This is a genomic window from Streptomyces aurantiacus, assembly GCF_001418335.1.
GTDB lineage: Bacteria > Actinomycetota > Actinomycetes > Streptomycetales > Streptomycetaceae > Streptomyces > Streptomyces aurantiacus.
Genome location: NZ_LIPP01000071.1, coordinates 120,585 through 138,050, shown reverse-complemented (window position 1 = coordinate 138,050; position 17,466 = coordinate 120,585). Strand labels below are relative to the sequence as shown.

At 70.3% G+C, this 17,466-nt stretch carries 13 protein-coding genes; 6 read left to right on the top strand and 7 right to left on the bottom strand.

Annotation, left to right across the window (positions count from 1 at the left end; all coding sequences use genetic code 11):
• Positions 1–19: 19 nt before the first annotated feature.
• From AOK01_RS11010 to AOK01_RS10990, 5 genes are all read right to left on the bottom strand, one after another.
• Positions 20–841 carry a sulfite exporter TauE/SafE family protein gene (locus AOK01_RS11010; RefSeq protein ID WP_055510758.1) on the bottom strand — a complete coding sequence of 274 codons (822 nt, stop codon included), beginning with the start codon at positions 839–841 and terminating at the stop codon, positions 20–22.
• A 181-nt stretch (positions 842–1,022) separates the two neighbouring features.
• On the bottom strand, positions 1,023–1,643 hold the full coding sequence (locus tag AOK01_RS11005; protein ID WP_055510757.1) for an L-threonylcarbamoyladenylate synthase: 621 nt from the start codon (positions 1,641–1,643) through the stop codon (positions 1,023–1,025).
• A 116-nt stretch (positions 1,644–1,759) separates the two neighbouring features.
• Positions 1,760–3,163, bottom strand: a complete 1,404-nt coding sequence (sthA, locus tag AOK01_RS11000; protein ID WP_055510756.1) for a Si-specific NAD(P)(+) transhydrogenase — start codon at positions 3,161–3,163, stop codon at positions 1,760–1,762.
• Positions 3,164–3,393: 230 nt separating this feature from the next.
• A complete protein-coding gene (locus AOK01_RS10995; RefSeq protein ID WP_055510755.1) occupies positions 3,394–4,068 on the bottom strand; it encodes a formylglycine-generating enzyme family protein in 675 nt (224 codons plus the stop codon).
• Between the two features lie 73 nt (positions 4,069–4,141).
• Positions 4,142–5,299, bottom strand: coding sequence for a Gfo/Idh/MocA family protein (locus AOK01_RS10990; RefSeq protein ID WP_055510754.1), 1,158 nt, complete (start codon positions 5,297–5,299; stop codon positions 4,142–4,144).
• A 187-nt stretch (positions 5,300–5,486) separates the two neighbouring features.
• Between AOK01_RS10990 and AOK01_RS10985 the strand changes: the two genes are divergently transcribed.
• Positions 5,487–6,551 (top strand): LacI family DNA-binding transcriptional regulator, encoded by a 1,065-nt coding sequence (locus tag AOK01_RS10985; protein ID WP_055510753.1) that lies wholly within the window; start codon positions 5,487–5,489, stop codon positions 6,549–6,551.
• A 53-nt stretch (positions 6,552–6,604) separates the two neighbouring features.
• Here the strand turns inward: AOK01_RS10985 and AOK01_RS10980 are convergent, their stop codons facing one another.
• Positions 6,605–7,486, bottom strand: coding sequence for an ANTAR domain-containing protein (locus AOK01_RS10980; RefSeq protein ID WP_079103321.1), 882 nt, complete (start codon positions 7,484–7,486; stop codon positions 6,605–6,607).
• A gap of 557 nt (positions 7,487–8,043) precedes the next feature.
• Between AOK01_RS10980 and AOK01_RS10975 the strand changes: the two genes are divergently transcribed.
• Positions 8,044–9,582 (top strand): MFS transporter, encoded by a 1,539-nt coding sequence (locus tag AOK01_RS10975; RefSeq protein WP_079103320.1) that lies wholly within the window; start codon positions 8,044–8,046, stop codon positions 9,580–9,582.
• Between the two features lie 20 nt (positions 9,583–9,602).
• On the opposite strand, the gene AOK01_RS10970 is transcribed toward AOK01_RS10975, so the two are convergent.
• Positions 9,603–12,290, bottom strand: a complete 2,688-nt coding sequence (locus AOK01_RS10970) for a SpoIIE family protein phosphatase (protein WP_079103319.1) — start codon at positions 12,288–12,290, stop codon at positions 9,603–9,605.
• 366 nt (positions 12,291–12,656) lie between these two features.
• Here AOK01_RS10970 and AOK01_RS10965 point away from each other — a divergent pair, with 366 nt between their 5' ends.
• The 4 genes from AOK01_RS10965 to AOK01_RS10950 all read left to right on the top strand — a co-directional run bounded on the left by AOK01_RS10965 (position 12,657) and on the right by AOK01_RS10950 (position 17,464).
• Positions 12,657–12,896, top strand: coding sequence for a DUF6296 family protein (locus tag AOK01_RS10965; RefSeq protein ID WP_055510752.1), 240 nt, complete (start codon positions 12,657–12,659; stop codon positions 12,894–12,896).
• Positions 12,897–13,051: 155 nt separating this feature from the next.
• Positions 13,052–14,257 (top strand): cytochrome P450 family protein, encoded by a 1,206-nt coding sequence (locus AOK01_RS10960; protein WP_055510751.1) that lies wholly within the window; start codon positions 13,052–13,054, stop codon positions 14,255–14,257.
• Between the two features lie 280 nt (positions 14,258–14,537).
• Entirely contained in the window at positions 14,538–16,526 is a 1,989-nt protein-coding gene (locus AOK01_RS10955; protein ID WP_055510750.1) for a DUF1996 domain-containing protein, read from the top strand.
• Positions 16,527–16,900: 374 nt separating this feature from the next.
• Positions 16,901–17,464: a toxin-antitoxin system, toxin component gene (locus AOK01_RS10950; RefSeq protein ID WP_245702203.1), complete on the top strand. Its 564-nt coding sequence runs from the start codon at positions 16,901–16,903 to the stop codon at positions 17,462–17,464.
• Positions 17,465–17,466 lie beyond the last annotated feature (2 nt).

Genomic DNA, 17,466 nt, shown 5'->3' with positions numbered 1-17,466 from the left:
GGCTCCGGGCCGCCGCCCGTCAGCGGAGCAGCAGTTGGACGAGGGCGGCGGTGCCGATCGTCACGATGAGGGTGCGCAGGACCACGGGGCTGAAGCGGCGGCCGACCGCGGCCCCGAGTTGCCCGCCGAGCGCGGAGCCGACGGCGATCAGCGCGACGGCCGTCCAGTCGAAGTCCGCGACGAAGAGGAAGAAGGTCGCCGCGACGGTGTTGACGATGGCGACCAGGACGTTCTTGACGGCGGTGAGGCGTTGCATCGTCTCGTCCAGGAAGACGCCCATCAAAGAGATGTAGATGACCCCCTGCGCCGCCGCGAAGTAGCCGCCGTAGACGCTCGCGAGGGTCATGCCGACGAACAGCAGCGGGCCGCCGTCGCGACGGGCGTAGGTCTGGGCAGGGGCAGGGGCAGGGGCAGGGGCGTCGGCAGAGTCAGGGGCACCGGCGTCGGCCGACGCGCGGCGGTGGCGCAGACGCTTGGTGATCAGTGGCTGGAACGCGACCAGGACGAGGGCCAGGCCCACCACGACCGGCACGATCTTCTCGAACGCCGTCGCGGGAAGCGCCAGCAGGAGCACGGCGCCCGTGAAGCCGCCCAGCAGGGCGCCGACGCTCAGCCGGAGGATGCGCCGCCGCTGACCGCGCAGTTCCTCCCGGTAGCCGAAGGCTCCGCTGACGGCGCCGGGGATCAGGCCCAGCGCGTTGGAAACCGTCGCGGTGACGGGCTGCAGACCGGTGGCGAGCAGAACGGGAAAGGTGATCAGGGTCCCCGAGCCGACGACGGTGTTGACGGCCCCCGCGCCCACCCCCGCGGCGAACACGGCGACGCCCTCGACCGGCGTCACCCGGCGACTCGGGCGGTGCGGCGCGGAAGAGGCGGGGCGATGTCCATGAACGGGACGATGTTCATGAAGCCGACGCTAGACGGTGGACGCTTCGGCGCCCACCGAAACATCCCGGCCGTCACCACCCGGTTGCCCGCGCCGGCCGTACCGACTCCCGACGTTCGGGCCGGACGACGGCGGGTCACTCGAACCGGGACGGGTCGCCCGCTCCCTTGCGTACGATCTCGGCCTCGCCGCTGGAGAAGTCGATCACCGTCGTCGGCTCGGTGCCGCAGTCCCCGGAGTCGACCACCGCGTCGACGGAGTGGTCGAGCCGCTCCTTGATCTCCCAGCCCTGGGTCATCGGCTCGTCCTCGTCGGGCAGCAGGAGAGTGCTGGACAGGAGCGGCTCACCGAGCTCGGTGAGCAGGGCCTGGGCGACCGTGTGGTCGGGGATGCGGACCCCGACCGTCTTCTTCTTCGGGTGGAGCAGCTTGCGCGGCACTTCCCTGGTCGCGGGAAGGATGAAGGTGTAACTGCCGGGCGTGGACGCCTTGATCGCGCGGAACACGTCGTTGTCGACCTGCACGAACTGGCCGAGCTGCGCGAAGTTCTGGCACACGAGCGTGAAGTGGTGACGGTCGTCGAGCCGGCGGATGGAGCGGATGCGGTCGATGCCGTCACGACTGCCCAGCTGACATCCCAGCGCGAAGCAGGAGTCCGTGGGATACACGACGAGCGCACCCGCGCGAATGGAGTCGGCGACCTGGGTGATGGTCCGCTGCTGAGGATTGTCGGGATGAACGTCGAAGTACTTTGCCACCCGTCGAGCTTATGCTCTCCGCCACCGCCGCCGACGCAGGCCCCGCTACGGACGGCAGGGCGCCGACAGGGCGCCGGTGAGGACGGAGCTCTCACCGACGGCCCTGAGCGGCGCTCTCAGTCCCTGAGGCGGTCGATCTGGCGGATCTTGTTGGTGGCGTCGAGCGCGGCGACCTTGTAGGACTCGGCGAGCGTCGGGTAGTTGAAGACGGCGTCGACCAGATAGTCGACCGTGCCGCCGCAGCCCATCACCGACTGCCCGATGTGGATCAGCTCGGTGGCGCCCGTACCGAAGCAGTGCACGCCGAGCAGTTTCCGGTCGTCGGGGGAGACGAGCAGCTTGAGCATGCCGTGCGAGTCGCCGATGATCTGCCCCCTGGCCAGTTCGCGGTAGCGGGAGATGCCGACCTCGAACGGCACGCGGTCCTCGGTGAGCTGGTCCTCGGTCCGCCCGATGAAGCTGATCTCCGGGATGGTGTAGATGCCGATCGGCTGGAGGTCGTGCATCCGGTTCACCGGCTCGCCGCACGCGTGGTACGCGGCCGTACGTCCTTGTTCCATCGAGGTCGCCGCCAGTGCCGGGAAGCCGATGACGTCGCCGACGGCGTAGATGTGCGGTACCTCGGTGCGGTAGTGCTCGTCGACCTTGATCCGGCCGCGCTTGTCGGCGGACAGGCCGGCCTTGTCGAGGTCGAGTGCGTCGGTGAGGCCCTGCCGGCCCGCGGAGTACATCACGGTGTCGGCCGGGATCTTCTTGCCGCTCTCCAGGATGGTGAGCGTGCCCCGCGCGTGGCGTTCGACCGCGGCGACCGTCTCGCCGAAGCGGAAGGTGACGGCGAGGTCCCGCAGGTGGTACTTGAGCGACTCGATCACCTCGACGTCGCAGAAGTCGAGCATCCCGGGACGCTGCTCGACCACGGTGATCTTGCTGCCGAGGGCGGCGAACATGGAGGCGTACTCCATGCCGATCACGCCGGCCCCGACGATGACCATGGAGCGGGGTACCTGCTCCAGGTTGAGAACGTTGTCGGAGTCCAGGATCGTCTGCTCGTCGAACTCGACGGTCGCGGGCCTGGCCGGCCTGGTGCCGGTCGCGATGACGATGGTGTCGGCGCTCAACAGCCGGTCGTTGCCGGTCACTTCGCGCAGCGCGATGGTGTGGTCGTCCACGAAGCGGCCGGTGCCCGCGAACAGGGAGACGTGGTTGCGGGAGAGCTGACTGCGGATGACGTCGACCTCGCGGCTGACCACGTGCTGGGTGCGCGCGGTCAGGTCGCCGATGGTGATGTCCTCCTTCAGCCGATAGCTCTGGCCGTACAGGTCCCGCTGGGTGAGACCGGTGAGATAGAGGACCGCCTCGCGCAGGGTCTTGGAGGGGATCGTTCCGGTGTGGATGGAGACCCCTCCGACCATGTCGGGGCGGTCGACGACGGCGACCCGGCGGCCGAGCTTGGCCGCGGCGATGGCGGCCTTCTGGCCGCCCGGGCCGGATCCGATGACGAGGAAGTCGTAGTCGCGCACCTCCGAAGTCTGTCAGCCGAGGCGGTCGCCCGAAAGGGTGAATCGCTCCGCGGGTCGGCGTGGGGTCGTCAGGTCGTGGGTGCACCGCGACGCCGTGGGGGCCGGCCGCGCAGTTTCCCGCGCCCCTTGCGGCGGGGCCGCCGCAAGGGGCGCGGGGAACTGCGCGCCAAGCCCCCACCGGCCCGCGGTGCACCCACGACCTGACGCCCCCCACACCCTTACCGCGCGCGTCAGTGTGAAACGGACCGCGCCACCCGGAACCCCACGTCGTCGACCTGGAAACTCGGGTGGCTGCGGCGCCGCGCGGAGGCCCGGCAGCTCCAGTGCTCGTCGAACCAGCCGCCGCCGCGCAGGACCCGGTAGGTGCCGTAGACCTCGGCGTCGTAGACGTCCCAGCACCAGTCCCAGACGTTGCCCAGCATGTCGTGCAGCCCCCACGGATTGGGCAGCTTGCCGCCCACGTCGTGGACCCGCTCCTGGGAGTTGTCGCGGTACCAGGCGATCTCGTCGAGCGGCCCGTAGCGCGGTCCCGGCGTGCCGGCACGGCAGCCGTGCTCCCACTCGGCCTCGGTGGGCAGCCGGTAGCCGTCGGCGGCTCTGTCCCAGTCGATGCCCTCGCTGCCGGCGTGGATCGCGTAGGCGGGGGTGAGCCCCTCGCGCAGCGACAGGGCGTTGCAGAACCGGACCGCGTCCCACCACGAAATGCCCTCGACGGGCAGTTGGTCCCCGTCCCCGGCGCTCGGCCGCTCACCCGTGACCCGCGCGTACAACGCCTGCGTGACCGGGAAGGCACCGAGCCGGTAGGGCGCCAGCTCGACCGACCAACTGCGCCGCGTCCGCCGGTCCGACAGTGTGACCTGCCCCGGCGGCACGGTAATCATCTCGTTCGCCACGCGTGTGTCCATGAACAGGCAATCCTACTGACCATCTCGTAGGCGCACGGTTCGGGGCAGCACGTACCGCGCGGTTATGCCAGGATCATTCGGCCGGAGCGACCCAGGTGCCGTGCTCGGCGGAGCGGGCCATGGCGTCCAGCGCGGCAGCACTGCGGACGGCGTCCTCCAGGGTGGCCCCGTACGGGGTGCTTTCAGCGATGGAGCGCAGGAAGTTGTACGCCTCGACGACCTTGAGGTCGTCGTAACCCATGCTGTTGGCCGCGCCCGGCTGGAAGGCGGCGTACTCGCCGTGCCCCGGGCCGACATACACCGTGCTGACCGGCTGGTCCTGGAACGACGTACCGCGGCTGACGCCCAGTTCACCCATACGACGGAAGTCCCAGGAGACCGCGCCCTCGGTGCCGTGGATCTCGAAGCCGTAGTTGTTCTGCTCGCCGACCGAGACCCGGCAGGCCTCCAGCACGCCGCGGGCGCCGGAGGCGAAGCGCAGCAGGCAGGACACGTAGTCCTCGTTCTCGACCGGCCCCAACTCACCGCCGGCGGAACGGGCGTGGCCGGCGGTGGCGCCCGTGGGCCGGGCCCGCTCGGGGACGAAGACGGCCGTGTCGGCGGTCAGCGACGCGATCTCGCCCAGCAGGAAGCGGGCCAGGTCCACGCCGTGCGAGGCGAGGTCGCCCAGCACCCCGCTGCCACCCCGCTCACGCTCGTACCGCCAGGTCAGAGCGCCCTGGGGATGGGCGGCGTAGTCACTGAAGAGGCGGATGCGGAGGTGGGTGACGGTGCCGATCTCCCCGGCGGCGATCAGCTCGCGTGCGGCCGAGACGGCAGGCGCGTTGCGGTAGTTGAAGCCGACCGTGCCCTGGACGCCCGCCTTGGCGACGGCGCCCGCGACGGCCCGCGCGTCGTCGGCTGTGAGGCCGACCGGCTTCTCGATCCAGAGGTGCTTGCCCGCCTCGGCCATGGCGACGCCGATCTCGCGGTGCAGGAAGTTCGGGGCGGCGACGCTCACGGCCCGGACACGGGGATCGGCGGCGACCTCCCGCCAGTCCCGGGCGGCCGTGGCGAACCCGTACTGCGCGGCGGCCTCCTCGGCCCGGCCGGGCACCTCGTCGGCGACGGCGATCAGTTCGGGCCGGAGGGGAAGCTGCGGGAAGTGGTGCGGCACGCGCGCGTACGCCTGGGTGTGCACCCGCCCCATCCAGCCGAACCCCACGACGGCGACGCCGAACGTACTCCCCATGACTGCCCCTCTTCGGATCGATAACGGGTCGGTTTTTGATCCGTTCGGATCGGCTTAAGACCGGCTTGAGACTGGCTTTGGACCGCTTTTGGATCGGTCCATAATGGTTCCGGCTCAGATTGGAGTCCGTAACACCAGGTGTCAACCCCTTTGACTTTCCGTCGACCCTTGTGGAACGGTCCATTTCATGAGAGCACCGACGATCCGCGACGTCGCCGAACAGGCCGGAGTGTCGAAATCACTGGTCTCGCTCGTGCTGCGCGGCTCCGACCGGGTGCGCCCCGAGAAGCGGCAGGCGGTCCTGGCCGCCGTCGAGGAGCTCGGCTACCGGCCCAACGCCGCCGCGCGCAGCCTCAGCGAGCGGCGCGCCCACCCCCAGCCTCTCGACCACGCGCGGTCCGGGGGCACCCCCACGGTCGGTGTGCTCCTGAACGACATGCGCAACCCCTGGTTCGTGGAACTGCTGGACGGTCTCAACTCCCTGCTCGACGCCCACGGTCTGCACATGCTGCTGGCCGACGGCCACCTGAACCGGCGGCTCGGCGAGGACCTCACGCGCATGTTCACGGACCTGCGGGTCGACGGCCTCGTCGCGGTCGGGACACTGCCCGATCCACAGGTACTGCGCACGGCGGCCGGGCGGCTGCCGACCGTCGTCGCGGGCGCCCGCGAGCCTGAACTGCCCCGCGCGGACATCGTGGCCAACGACGACGAGTACGGCGCCCGCCTCGCCACCGAGCACCTCATCGGACTCGGCCACCGGCGCATCGCCCACATCGCCGGTCAGGGCATGGTCGGCGCACTGCGCCGCCACAGTTTCGAGGCTGTCATGCGCGAACACGGGCTGACCGGCACGGCGGTCGTGGAGCAGGGCGACCTCACCGAGGAGGGCGGCTACCGGGCCACGGTCCGGCTGCTCAGCTCCCCCCGGCGGCCCACCGCCGTGTTCGCGTTCAACGACATCGCCTGCGTCGGCGCGCTGTCCGCCGCCGAGGAACTCGGCCTCCGGGTGCCCCGGGACATCTCACTCGTCGGCTACGACAACACCTACCTTGCCCGGCTGCGCCACCTCTGGCTCACCACCGTGGACAGCGCGGGCCACGACGTCGGCCGCCGCGCCGCGCAGTGCCTGCTCGACCGGATCGCCGACCCCGCCCGCCCCGGCCAGGTCGTCCTGAGTACGCCCGTCCTCGAAGTACGGGGCACGACCGCGGCGCCCTCGGAGGCCGAGGTCCACGGGCGGCCGGCCTGACCGAGGGCCCCGGCCCCTGAGCCGGAGCCGGAGCGTCCGGCCGCCCGCCGAAGTCACGGCTCCGCTTCCTGGAGCAGCTCCTCCGGGACCGGTCCGGGGACGTCGGTGTCGTGGGTGGTTGCCTGCCGGGCCGGGACGAGTTCGGCGACCGCCGCGGACAGCTGCTGCCGCAGGGGCTCGGGCAGTGGCTCGCCCTGGACGGCGGCCACCGTGCTCTCGGCGAGGTGGTGGAGCTTGATGTTGGTGTTCTGGGAGACCGTGACCAGTACGGTCCAGGCGTCCTCGGGGCTCAGCCCGAAGGACGCCATCAGGACTCCGCGGGCCAGGTCGATGACCGGCCGCGTCTCCATGGCGCGCTTCAACTGGACCACTTCGACGCGAAGTTCCTGCGCGGCCTCGCCGGTGCCGGCAGTGTCAACGGCGGCAACGGCGGTGGTGGCGTCGATGGCGTCATCGGACAACGGGCTCTCCTCCGTGGTGCTGTGCGTCGCGCCGGGGCGCGGGACGTGCGTGAAGGCGATGCCGGGGCCGGCCTCGCTCGTGGGCGCGAACAGGGACGACGTGTCCGAGAGAGCGAGCAGCCGCACGACGGCGGGGCCGGCTGACCCGATGGTGACCGTTCTGCCGTACGCCGACGCGTGTTGACGGGCGTCCAGCAGGACGTTGAGGCCGGCGCAGTCGCAGAAGGAGACCCTGGTCAGGTCGAGATCGACACCGCTGACCGATTCCGCGAGGGCGTCGCGCAGGGAGCGCCGCAGCCGTCGGGAGGTGGCCATGTCGATCTCGCCGATCACCACGACGGTCATCCGCTCGCCGGCGGGGTGCGTCTCGGTCTTCAGGTACGCCGACGGGCGTTCCCTCGCGAGGTCGGGCGACTTCGCGCAGGGTGCGGCGTACAAGCCCATGAGCTGGGCAGAAAGCATTGGTTCCGACATGGCAGCCGCTCCCCGGGCATCACCGTCACTGTCTCCTCCCAGATTCAGCTCTGGACCTTCACGCGTCAAGTGATACATGAAATTTTTTTCACCCTTTTATTTACGCGAATGCTGGATCGTACCGGTCGTCACAGGGCCGGGTTTTCCGGCGCCGCCGCGGGGGACCCGGTACCGGTAACCGACAAAGCGCAGCAACATGACGCAGACCCGCCCCCGAGTGGGACAGGGCGCGGAAGGAATGTGAGGAGTCGTGACCGCGTACGGCAGCAGCACCCAGGACACCGTTCGGCGCCCCGAGACAGGCTGGGCGCAGGCCCGTCACCGGGACGGTCGCGTGCGTATCTGCCTTCCGGCGACAGCCGACAGGGACGCGCGCCGCGCCTGCGCGGAACCGGAGGGGAACATCGTCAGGGGTGAGGACTGAACGGCCCTCGTAGCCCCCGGCCCCCGGAGTCCCGGAGTGCGGCAGTGATCGACTGGTCGGGACGCCGGCGCGGGGCTAACGTCGATGGGGCGAACGTCCGACGCCGGACGTCGCCAGGACGCAGGGCCATCCCATGACCAGCGCTCACCCGACACCTTCCGACACTGCCAAGTCCCCGCGGCGGGGCCACGGCAGCGGGATCGCGCTTCTCGTCATCGCCTCGTGCCAGCTGATGGTGGTCCTCGACATCACCATCGTGAACATCGCCCTCCCGCACATCCAGAGCTCGCTCGGCTTCTCGACCGAGAACCTGTCGTGGGTGGTCAATGCCTACACCCTGACCTTCGGCGGTCTGCTTCTGCTCGGCGGTCGGCTGGGCGACATCCTCGGCCGCCGCAGAGTCTTCGTCTCCGGTGTCCTGCTCTTCGTGGTGGCCTCTCTGCTCGGCGGACTCTCCCAGGAGTCCTGGCAGCTGCTCGCGGCCCGCTCGTTGCAGGGCGTCGGCGGAGCCATCGCCTCGCCGACGGCCCTCTCACTGATCACCACGACCTTCCGCGAAGGGCCCGAGCGCAACAGGGCGTTCGGAGTGTTCGCCGCGGTCTCGGCCGGCGGCAGCGCGATCGGGCTGCTCGCGGGCGGCCTGCTGGTGGAGTGGCTCGACTGGCGCTGGGTCCTGTACGTCAACATCCCCATCGGCCTGCTGATCGCGCTCGCGACGCCCCGCTACATCCGGGAGTCCGAACGCATGCCGGGCCACTTCGACCTCCTCGGCGCGCTCACCTCCACCGCCGGCATGGTGCTGCTCGTCTACGGGTTCATCCGCGCCTCGGAGGAGGGCTGGAGCGACGGCCCGACCCTCGCGGCCTTCGGGGCGGCCGTCGTGTTCCTCGCCGCCTTCATCCTCGTGGAACGCCGGTCGAAGCAGCCCATCACACCCCTGTGGATGTTCCGCGACCGCAACCGCGCCGGCGTCTACGCGATCATGCTGAGCCTGGCCGCGGCGATGTTCGGCATGTTCTTCTTCCTGACGCTCTTCGTGCAGAACGTCCTCGGCTTCAGTCCGCTGCGGGCCGGCCTCGCCTTCCTGCCGGTCAGCGCCATCATCGCGATCGGCGCCGGGCTCGCCTCCCAGTTGCTGCCGAGGTGGGGCCCCAAGCCGTTCATGACGGCGGGCGCGATCCTGTCGGCCGTCGGACTCGGCTGGCTGACCCTGACCGAGGTCGACAGCACGTACGCGGGCAGCATCCTCGGGCCCATGCTGGTCTTCGGCTTCGGCATGGGGCTGAACTTCGTGTCACTGACCCTGATGGCGGTTTCCGGCGTCGCCCCGCAGGAGGCGGGCGCGGCCTCCGGAATCCTCAACGCCACGCAGCAGGTGGGCGGTTCACTGGGCCTGTCCGTACTGGTCACCGTCTACGGCACGGCCAGTCGCAACGAAGCCACCGACCAGGTCCGCCGGTTCATGGCGGAGGCGACCGACGCCCAGCGCTCGGAGTTCCGCAGAACCGGCACGCTGCCGTCGCCGTGGAGCGACCAGGTGCTGACGTCGGGCATCTCGACCGCCTTCATCGTCGCCGCGGTCTTCGCCGTCCTCGCGGCCCTGGTCGCCCTGCTCGTCATTCAGGTACGCCCCGGCGACCTTGAGCGTCTCCAGGGGAACGGCACCCGCTGAGGCGCCGGCCGAGGAGTGGCTCAGGGGAGTGGCTGTTCGGTCCAGATGACCTTGCCCGCGGGGGTGTACCGGGTGCCCCAGCGGTCGGTGAGCTGTGCGACGAGGAACAGACCGCGCCCGCCCTCGTCCGTCGTCGCGGCGTACCGCAGATGCGGTGAGGTGTTGCTGCCGTCGAAGACCTCGCAGATCAGGCTGCGGTCGAGCAGCATGCGGACCTGGATGGGGCCTTGGCCGTACCGGATCGCGTTGGTGACCAGCTCGCTGAGGATCAGCTCCGTCGTGAACGCCATGTCGTCCAGGTCCCACTCCGTCAGCTGCCGGGCGACCGAGCCACGTACCTCGCCGACGGCCGCCGGGTCGGACGGTACCCGCCACTCGGCGACGCGGTCGGGACCGAGCGCCCGGGTGCCCGCGACGATCAGGGCGATGTCGTCGCTCGGGCGGGACGGAAGCAGGGCGTCGAGGACGGCCTGACAGGTGTCCCCGGGGGACCGCCCGGCCCCGGTCAGGGCGCTGCGCAGGAGTTCGAGGCCCACGTCGATGTCCCGTTCCCGGTCCTCGACCAGCCCGTCCGTGTAGAGGACCAGCCTGCTGTCCTCCGCCAGCTCCAGCTCGGCCGTCTCGAAGGGGAGACCGCCGACACCGAGCGGCAGCCCGGCGGGCACCTCGGGGAAGTCGACGCTGCCGTCCGGGCGGACCACCGCCGGCGGCGGATGGCCGGCCCGGGCGACGGAGCACCGCCGGGTGGTCGGGTCGTAGACGGCGTACAGGCAGGTGGCGCCGGTGATCGCGGCGCTGCCGTCGTCCGTCGCCTCGTCCTGGTCGATACGGGCGACCAGCTCGTCGAGGAGACCCAGCAGCTCGTCGGGCGGCAGGTCCAGGGCGGAGAAGTTGTGGACCGCGGTCCGCAGGCGCCCCATCGTGGCCGCCGCGTGCAGCCCGTGACCCACGACGTCGCCCACGACCAGTGCGACCCGGGCACCGGACAGGGGCAGCACGTCGAACCAGTCGCCGCCCACCCCCGCCTGGGCGGGAAGGTAGCGGTAGGCGATGTCCAGGGCGCCCTGCTCGGGCAGGTTGCGGGGCAGCAGACTGCGCTGCAGTGCCTCGGCCATGGTGTGCTCGCGCGTGTAGCGGCGCGCGTTGTCGATGGAGACCGCCGCACGGGCGACCAGCTCTTCGGCGAGAGCCAGCTCGTCCTCGTCGAACGGTTCCGGGTTCTCGGAGCGCCAGAAGTGCGCCACGCCCATCACCAGGGGCCCCGCCCGCAGGGGGACCGTGAGCAGCGAGTGCATTCCGTACTCCACGACCTCGGTGGCGCGCTCGCTGTCATCGGCGAGCCAGCCATGGGCGTTCCCGAGGTCCGGCGCGACCACGGCCTCACCGGTGCCGAGGCTGTGCGCCTGTGGGGTGGAGGCGGCGAATCCGATCCGCTCGCCCACGGGATACAAGGGTGCGTCCTTGAGGATTCCGTTGAGCGCCGCACGGCGCAGCGGGGTCTGCGCGTCGGGCTCCTCGCCGCTCAGCACGGTCTCTGCCAGATCGACCGCGGCGAAGTCCGCGAAGCGCGGGACGGCCGCCTCCGTCAGTTCCTCGGCCGTACGGGTCACGTCCAGGGTCGTGCCGATGCCCACCCCGGCGTCGTACAGGAATCTGAGGCGCTCCCTGGCCACCTCGGCCCTGCCGGACAGCGCACGCAGTTCGGTCGAGTCGCGGAGCGTCGCGACACTGCCGGCCGGGCCGCCCTTGAGGTCCGTGGGCCGTTGGTTGATCGCCAGCAGCCGGTCACCGACGAGGCGCACCTCGTCCGTGACGACCCGCCCCGAGGCCAGCAGCTCGGCGGTGTCCTTGTCCAGGCCCAGTTCGAGGGCGTGCCGCCCCTCGGCGTCCTGGGGGAGGTCCAGCAGGCGGTGGGCCTCGTCGTTGGCGAGCAGCAGCCGGCCCTCGCCGCCGACGATGAGGACCCCTTCGCGGACGGCGTGCAGGACCGCGTCGTGGTGTTCGTACATCCGTGTCATCTCGAACGGTCCCAGGCCATGGGTCTGGTGCAGCAGCCGCCTGCTCACCAGTGCCGTCCCCACCAGGGCCAGGACCAGGGCGGCGGCCGCGGCGGCCAGGAGGAGCGGCAGCTGGCGGTCCCCGACACCTCCCACCTTCTCGGTCGTGATGCCCGCCGACACCAGGCCCACGACCGACCCGTCGTCCGCCTTGACGGGCACCACGGCCTGCACCAGCGGCCCTATGGTTCCCGTGATCTCCTCGGTGAAGGGCTTGCCGGCCAGCGCGGGGCCGAGCGTCCCGATGAACTTCTTGCCGATCCGGTCCCGCTCGGGGTGGGTGTAGCGGATGCCGTCGGTGTTCATCACCACGACGAAGTCGACCTTGGACCCCACCCGGGCCGCCTCGGCGCGCGGCTGGAGCACCGCCGTGGGATCGGAGGCACTGAGCGCCTCGCGGGTGCCCGGAGCGTTGGCGAACGCCTCGGCGACGGCGAGGGAGCGGTTCCGTGCCTCCTCCGTGCTGTCGTGGCGTACCTGGAGGACCAGCGCGACGACCGCGACCGCGACCAGGAGCAGCACGATCGCCACTTGGAGCACGAAGACCTGGCCCGCGACGGTGCGTCCGCCAAGTGCGTGTCTGCGCCGTGCGCGCAGAGCGTCGCGGCGGGAGGTCGACCGGGCCCAGGATCGACCCAAGAGTCGGACCATAGGCCCATGTCTACACTGCCGGGAGTCATGAGGCGAGGGGCGCCCCTGGTACGACGGGTGAAGATCTACCCCGTGTGGCGCAGCGCAGTGCAGCGAATCGGTCGGAAAGTGGTCGGAAACGACCGGAAGTGGGCCGGGGCAGGTCACGGACCGATGGGTGACGCCGGCCCGGCGCGGTCGGCCGGAACCAGGGACGATCTGCCGGCGGTGTGATTCGGCCGCATCATGGAAGTGGATGCATTCGCCGTCGTAAGTCTTTATAAGTCGTCGTTCGTCGTCGTTCACCATCGTTCGTAGTCGTTCGTCTGCATTCGCGTGTAGTCGCGTGTAGTCCGCGACAGGGCCAGAGCGTGCACGGAGGCCGTCATGCAAACCCCGGACCGGTACCGGCTCACCTTCACCCATGGGCGTTCGAGCGATGGCGGCGCCGCCACGGACGAGGTGGTCGTCGAGCGGACCGCCTCCCTCGGGCCGGGCGGCAACCCCGTCTACTGCGATCCCACGGGCATCCTGCGGGCCGAGATCAGTCAGGCGGGGGAGGTACGGATGCTGGCCAGCGGCGGCTACCAGACACCCGCGCCGCCCTCGGCGGAGCCCCTGTCCTGAACACCGAACCCCTGCCCTGAACGGCCACGGGGGCGGCATACGTGTCCGAAGAACCCGTTGGCCCGGTGGCAGGGCCCGGTTAGCGTGCCGTTCGGGCGACCAATCCAGCGGAAGAAGCGTGGCACGGGGGAAACAAGTCGAATGGGGGAAACACCGTGCAAGCAGGGCCTGTTGTCGATCTGCGGAAGCTCGGAGCGAGCTTCACCCGCGATCCCTATCCCGTCTACGCCGAGCTCCGCGCCGCAGGACCGGTGCACCGGGTGCTCGATCCCGGCGGCGAGGAGGTGTGGCTCGTCGTCGGCCATGAGGCGTGCCGCACCGCCTTCACCGACCCCCGGCTGAGCCGGGACTGGCGCAAGTCCGGGACCATGGGGCAGATCATCAACACCAGGGCGGACCAGCCCGCCCTCGCCCACATGCTGATGTCGGACCCGCCGGACCACACCCGGCTGCGGCGGCTGGTGGCCAAGGAGTTCACGCCGCGCCGGGTCGACACCCTGGCCCCGCGTGTCCAGGAGATCGCCGACGAACTGCTGGACACGATGCTGGTGGCGAAGGAGCGGCGGGCCGATCTGGTCGCCTCCTTCGCGTTCCCGCTGCCGATGACCGTCATCTGTGAACTGCTCGGCGTCCCCACACTCGACCGGGACGCCTTCCGCGGCTGGTCCAACGAGATGGTGGCCCGTACGAGTCCGGAGGCGGAGTCGGCGGCCTACGACGCGATGGCGGCCTACCTCGCCGAACTGGTCGCGGCCAAGCGGGCACAGCATGCCGATGATCTGCTGAGTGCGATGATCCACGCCGTCGACGAGGGCGGCGACCGGCTCTCCCCGGACGAACTCATCGGCATGTCGGTGCTGTTGCTCATCGCCGGCCACGAGACGACGGTCAACCTCATCGGCAACGGCATGCGGGCCCTGTTCGCACACCCCGACCAACTCGCCGCGCTGCGCGCCGGCACCGGGCTCCTCGACGGAGCGATCGAGGAGATGCTGCGCTACGACGGCCCGGTGGAGACGTGCACGGACCGTCTCGCCCTGACGGACGTGGAGATGGGCGCGGTGACCGTTCCGGCGGGTTCCACCGTCCTGATCGCCATGGCCGACGCCGACCGCGACGCCGAGCGCTTCCAGCACCCCGACAGCTTCGACATCCGGCGTGACGCCCGCGGCCACATCGCGTTCGGCCACGGCCTGCACTACTGCCTGGGAGCCCCGCTGGCCCGGCTGGAGGGCCGTATCGCGATCCGCACGCTCCTGGCACGCTGCCCGGACCTCGCACAGGACGCGGACGAGACCGGGCTGCCGTGGATCCCGGGGCTGCTGATCAGGGGCGTACGGGAGCTGCCGGTGCGCTGGTGACGCACGCGCGCCCTGGCGTCGCAGAGTGCGTCGGATCGGCACGTCCCCAACCAGACGGCAGGAAAACGTGATTGCCCGGACACGGGCCGCGCAAACGTCTGGTTCATGAGAGGTTTCTATGAATCCGAGAGGCGTTTGAACACTCGGAGCTTCATCTCCGTATGAGGCGGGGGATTGCCATGCCGGTCGGCAACAGAAGCGTAGGAGTAGATCCTTGGTACGCAACACGCGCAGACGCCCAACAGGCGCACGACGCGCGACCATAGGGGCGGTCGCGCTGATGCTGGGAGGAGGTGGGCTGGTAGCGGCGAACGTCTACGCCACGGCCTCCGAGAGCACCTCGGGCGAGAACCGGACCAACCAGGTCCTTGCCTCGGGTGCCGCCACGATCGACTGCCCGGATGTCGGCAGTGAGCTGGCGGCGGTGCCGGACGGCGCCAAGACGCAGGTCGACAAGGAACTCGCCCTCCTGGACAAGCAGATCGCCGAGGCCTATCAGCGACTGCAGAGCTCAGCGGAGGCGATCAAGCAGGACGCGGCCTTCGCCGACAACTCGATCATGAACCCGCTCAAGGACAAGCGAGCGGCGGCGATCGATCGGATCGTGGCAGCCATCGACGCCGTGGGGGACCGCCCGGAGGGCCTCGACGCGTTCGCGCCCTGCATCCTGCGCGCCTCCGGCAACCAGGACGAGCCGGCGAACGGGCAGGACGGCGAGGAGAACGGCGAGGGCCAGGGCGACAACGGCAACGCCGATGACGCCGGCAACGCCGACAACCAGGACGGCCAGGACCAGGGCGACGGTCAGGACCAGGGCGACCAGCAGGGCGGCAACGGCGGTCAGACCGGGAACGGTCCCGTGGTCGCCGACTTCGCGGACATCAAGAGCGTTCAGCCCAATGTGCCGAAGCCGAGTGCCCAGGACGGCGCCTCCAAGGGTTCCTTCACCACCAGCTGTGGTGTGAACGCCGAAGGACTGTTCAACTCCGACAACATCATCGCGGCCCCCGGTGTCACCAACGGGGCCCACCACTTCCACGACTACGTCGGCAACCAGTCCAACGACGCCTTCGCGAGCGACGAGGACCTGACCAACGCCGAGACGAGCTGTGCGAACGAGGGCGACAAGTCCTCGTACTACTGGCCCGTGGTGCGGCTGCAGAACGGCACCGACGAGAAGGACGCGGCCTCTCCCGGCGGCGGCATCGAGGGCAACGCCGGTGAGATCGTCACGCCCAAGCAGGTCACGCTGAACTTCGTGGGCAGTCCGCGCGGCGAGGTCACGGCCATGCCGAAGCTGCTGCGCATCATCACCGGCGACGCCAAGTCGTTCGTCAACGGCCCCGCCAACGCCAACGCGTCCTGGAGCTGCACCGGCTTCGAGAACCGGCAGCTGAAGGACAAGTACCCGCTCTGCCCCCAGGGCAGTGACGTGGTCCGCACCTTCAAGTTCCAGAGCTGCTGGGACGGCCGGAACATCGACAGTGCCAACCACCGCACGCACATGGCCTTCGCCGACGCCAACGGCGCCTGCGCGGGCGACTTCCGTGCCATCCCGCAGCTGGTGCAGCGCATCGTCTACGACATCGACGCGCCCAGCGTGGCCGACGGCGGCAAGACGAAGCCGCTGTTCGCGGTCGACTCCTTCCCCGAGCAGCTCCACAAGCCGGTCACCGACCACGGCGACTTCGTCAACGTCTTCGACGAGGCGCTGATGGCGGAGATGGTGGACTGCATCAACGAGGGCCGCAAGTGTGACTCCGCGGACGGCGGCAACGGCGGCGGCAACGGTGGAGGCGGCAACGGCGGTGGCGGTGGCGGCGAGGAGCCGACCAAACCGCCGACGACGCCTGCTCCGGACCCGACAGGCGACAACGATCAGCCCGCGACCGAGCAGCCGGGCGGCGGCGAGCAGTCCGACGACCCGGCGGACAACGGCGACGAGAACGCGCCGGAGCCCACGGTCAGCAGCACCCAGGAGACCGAGGCGGCGGGCGGCGCGGACAAGGGCAAGAACGACGCACAGCCCAAGGCCGACACCTCCCCGTCAGCCGTCAAGAGCGACGCGGCCGGCTCGGCAGACGGCTCGGACGCCGCCGGCGCCGTACCCGGCCCCGAACCCTCGGACGCGGGCGGCCTGGCCGAACCGCAGACGGTCACGGGTGGACTGGCGGACACCGGTACGAGCCTGTGGCCGGCCGCGGCCGGCGGGCTGCTGGTGATCGCCGGCTTCGTGCTCCTGCGCCGCATCGCCAGTCGGTCGAAGTAGCGGCACTGTTCTACGCATCCCACTGAGGGCGGTCGGACCTGTGAAGGCAGGTTCGACCGCCCTTTGCGTACACGCGTGCACGCCGCGACCGGCCGAAGAAACGCCCCGGCCGACGAGTGACTGGATCAAGACCTGCCCGAAAGGCGGAGATGAGCGCAACGAATGCGCCAGGACCAGACTCGTGCATGTCGGGCTTGTTCGGTATTTCTGCTCGCCTCCCTCCGGGCACTTCTTGGATTCAGGTGTGGCCGACACGGCTCTCGTTTGACATATTTGCCTACCGAGTGGGGCGCGCTGGAGCCCGTGCCGGTGGTCAGTTGGGATTCGGCGGACGCCGCGCGACGGTGCCCGTGCTGAGGTTCACGGGGAGAGCGGTGCGCACAAGCAGAGCCAGAGAGATGCGGAACCTGATCGGTCAGCTGGCCGACAGGCTGACTCTTCCCACGCCGGCGGATCCGGACGCGCTGTTCGCCGCGCTGATCACGGCCGTGAGCGAGCTGAGAGGCCGTGAGGTCCGGCTCGTGAAGGAGGAGTTCCCGCACCACACCGCCAGCGGACTGTGGCTCGACCTCCCCGCCTACGACCTCATCGTGGTGGACAAGCGGGCGACGCCCCTGCACCAGTTGGCGATCTTCTTCCACGAGGTCTGGCACATGCTCAAGGGAGACTGCGGCAACCACGTCGTGGGCAAGGCGGTGGCGGCCCGGATGCTCTCGACCGGCGCCGAACTCCCCGAACTCCAGGAGCCGGCCCGCAAGGTGGCCGCCCGCACCGAGTTCGACCGGCGCGAGGAGGCGGACGCCGAGCGGTTCGGCCTGCTGGCCGTCACCCGGTTCCGCGGCCGGCTGGAGGGCGAACCCGACAGTGCGGCCATGGACCGGGGCCGGATCGCAGGCCGCATCGGTGCGTCGCTCGGACAGCGCCGGCCACAGGTCTGAGC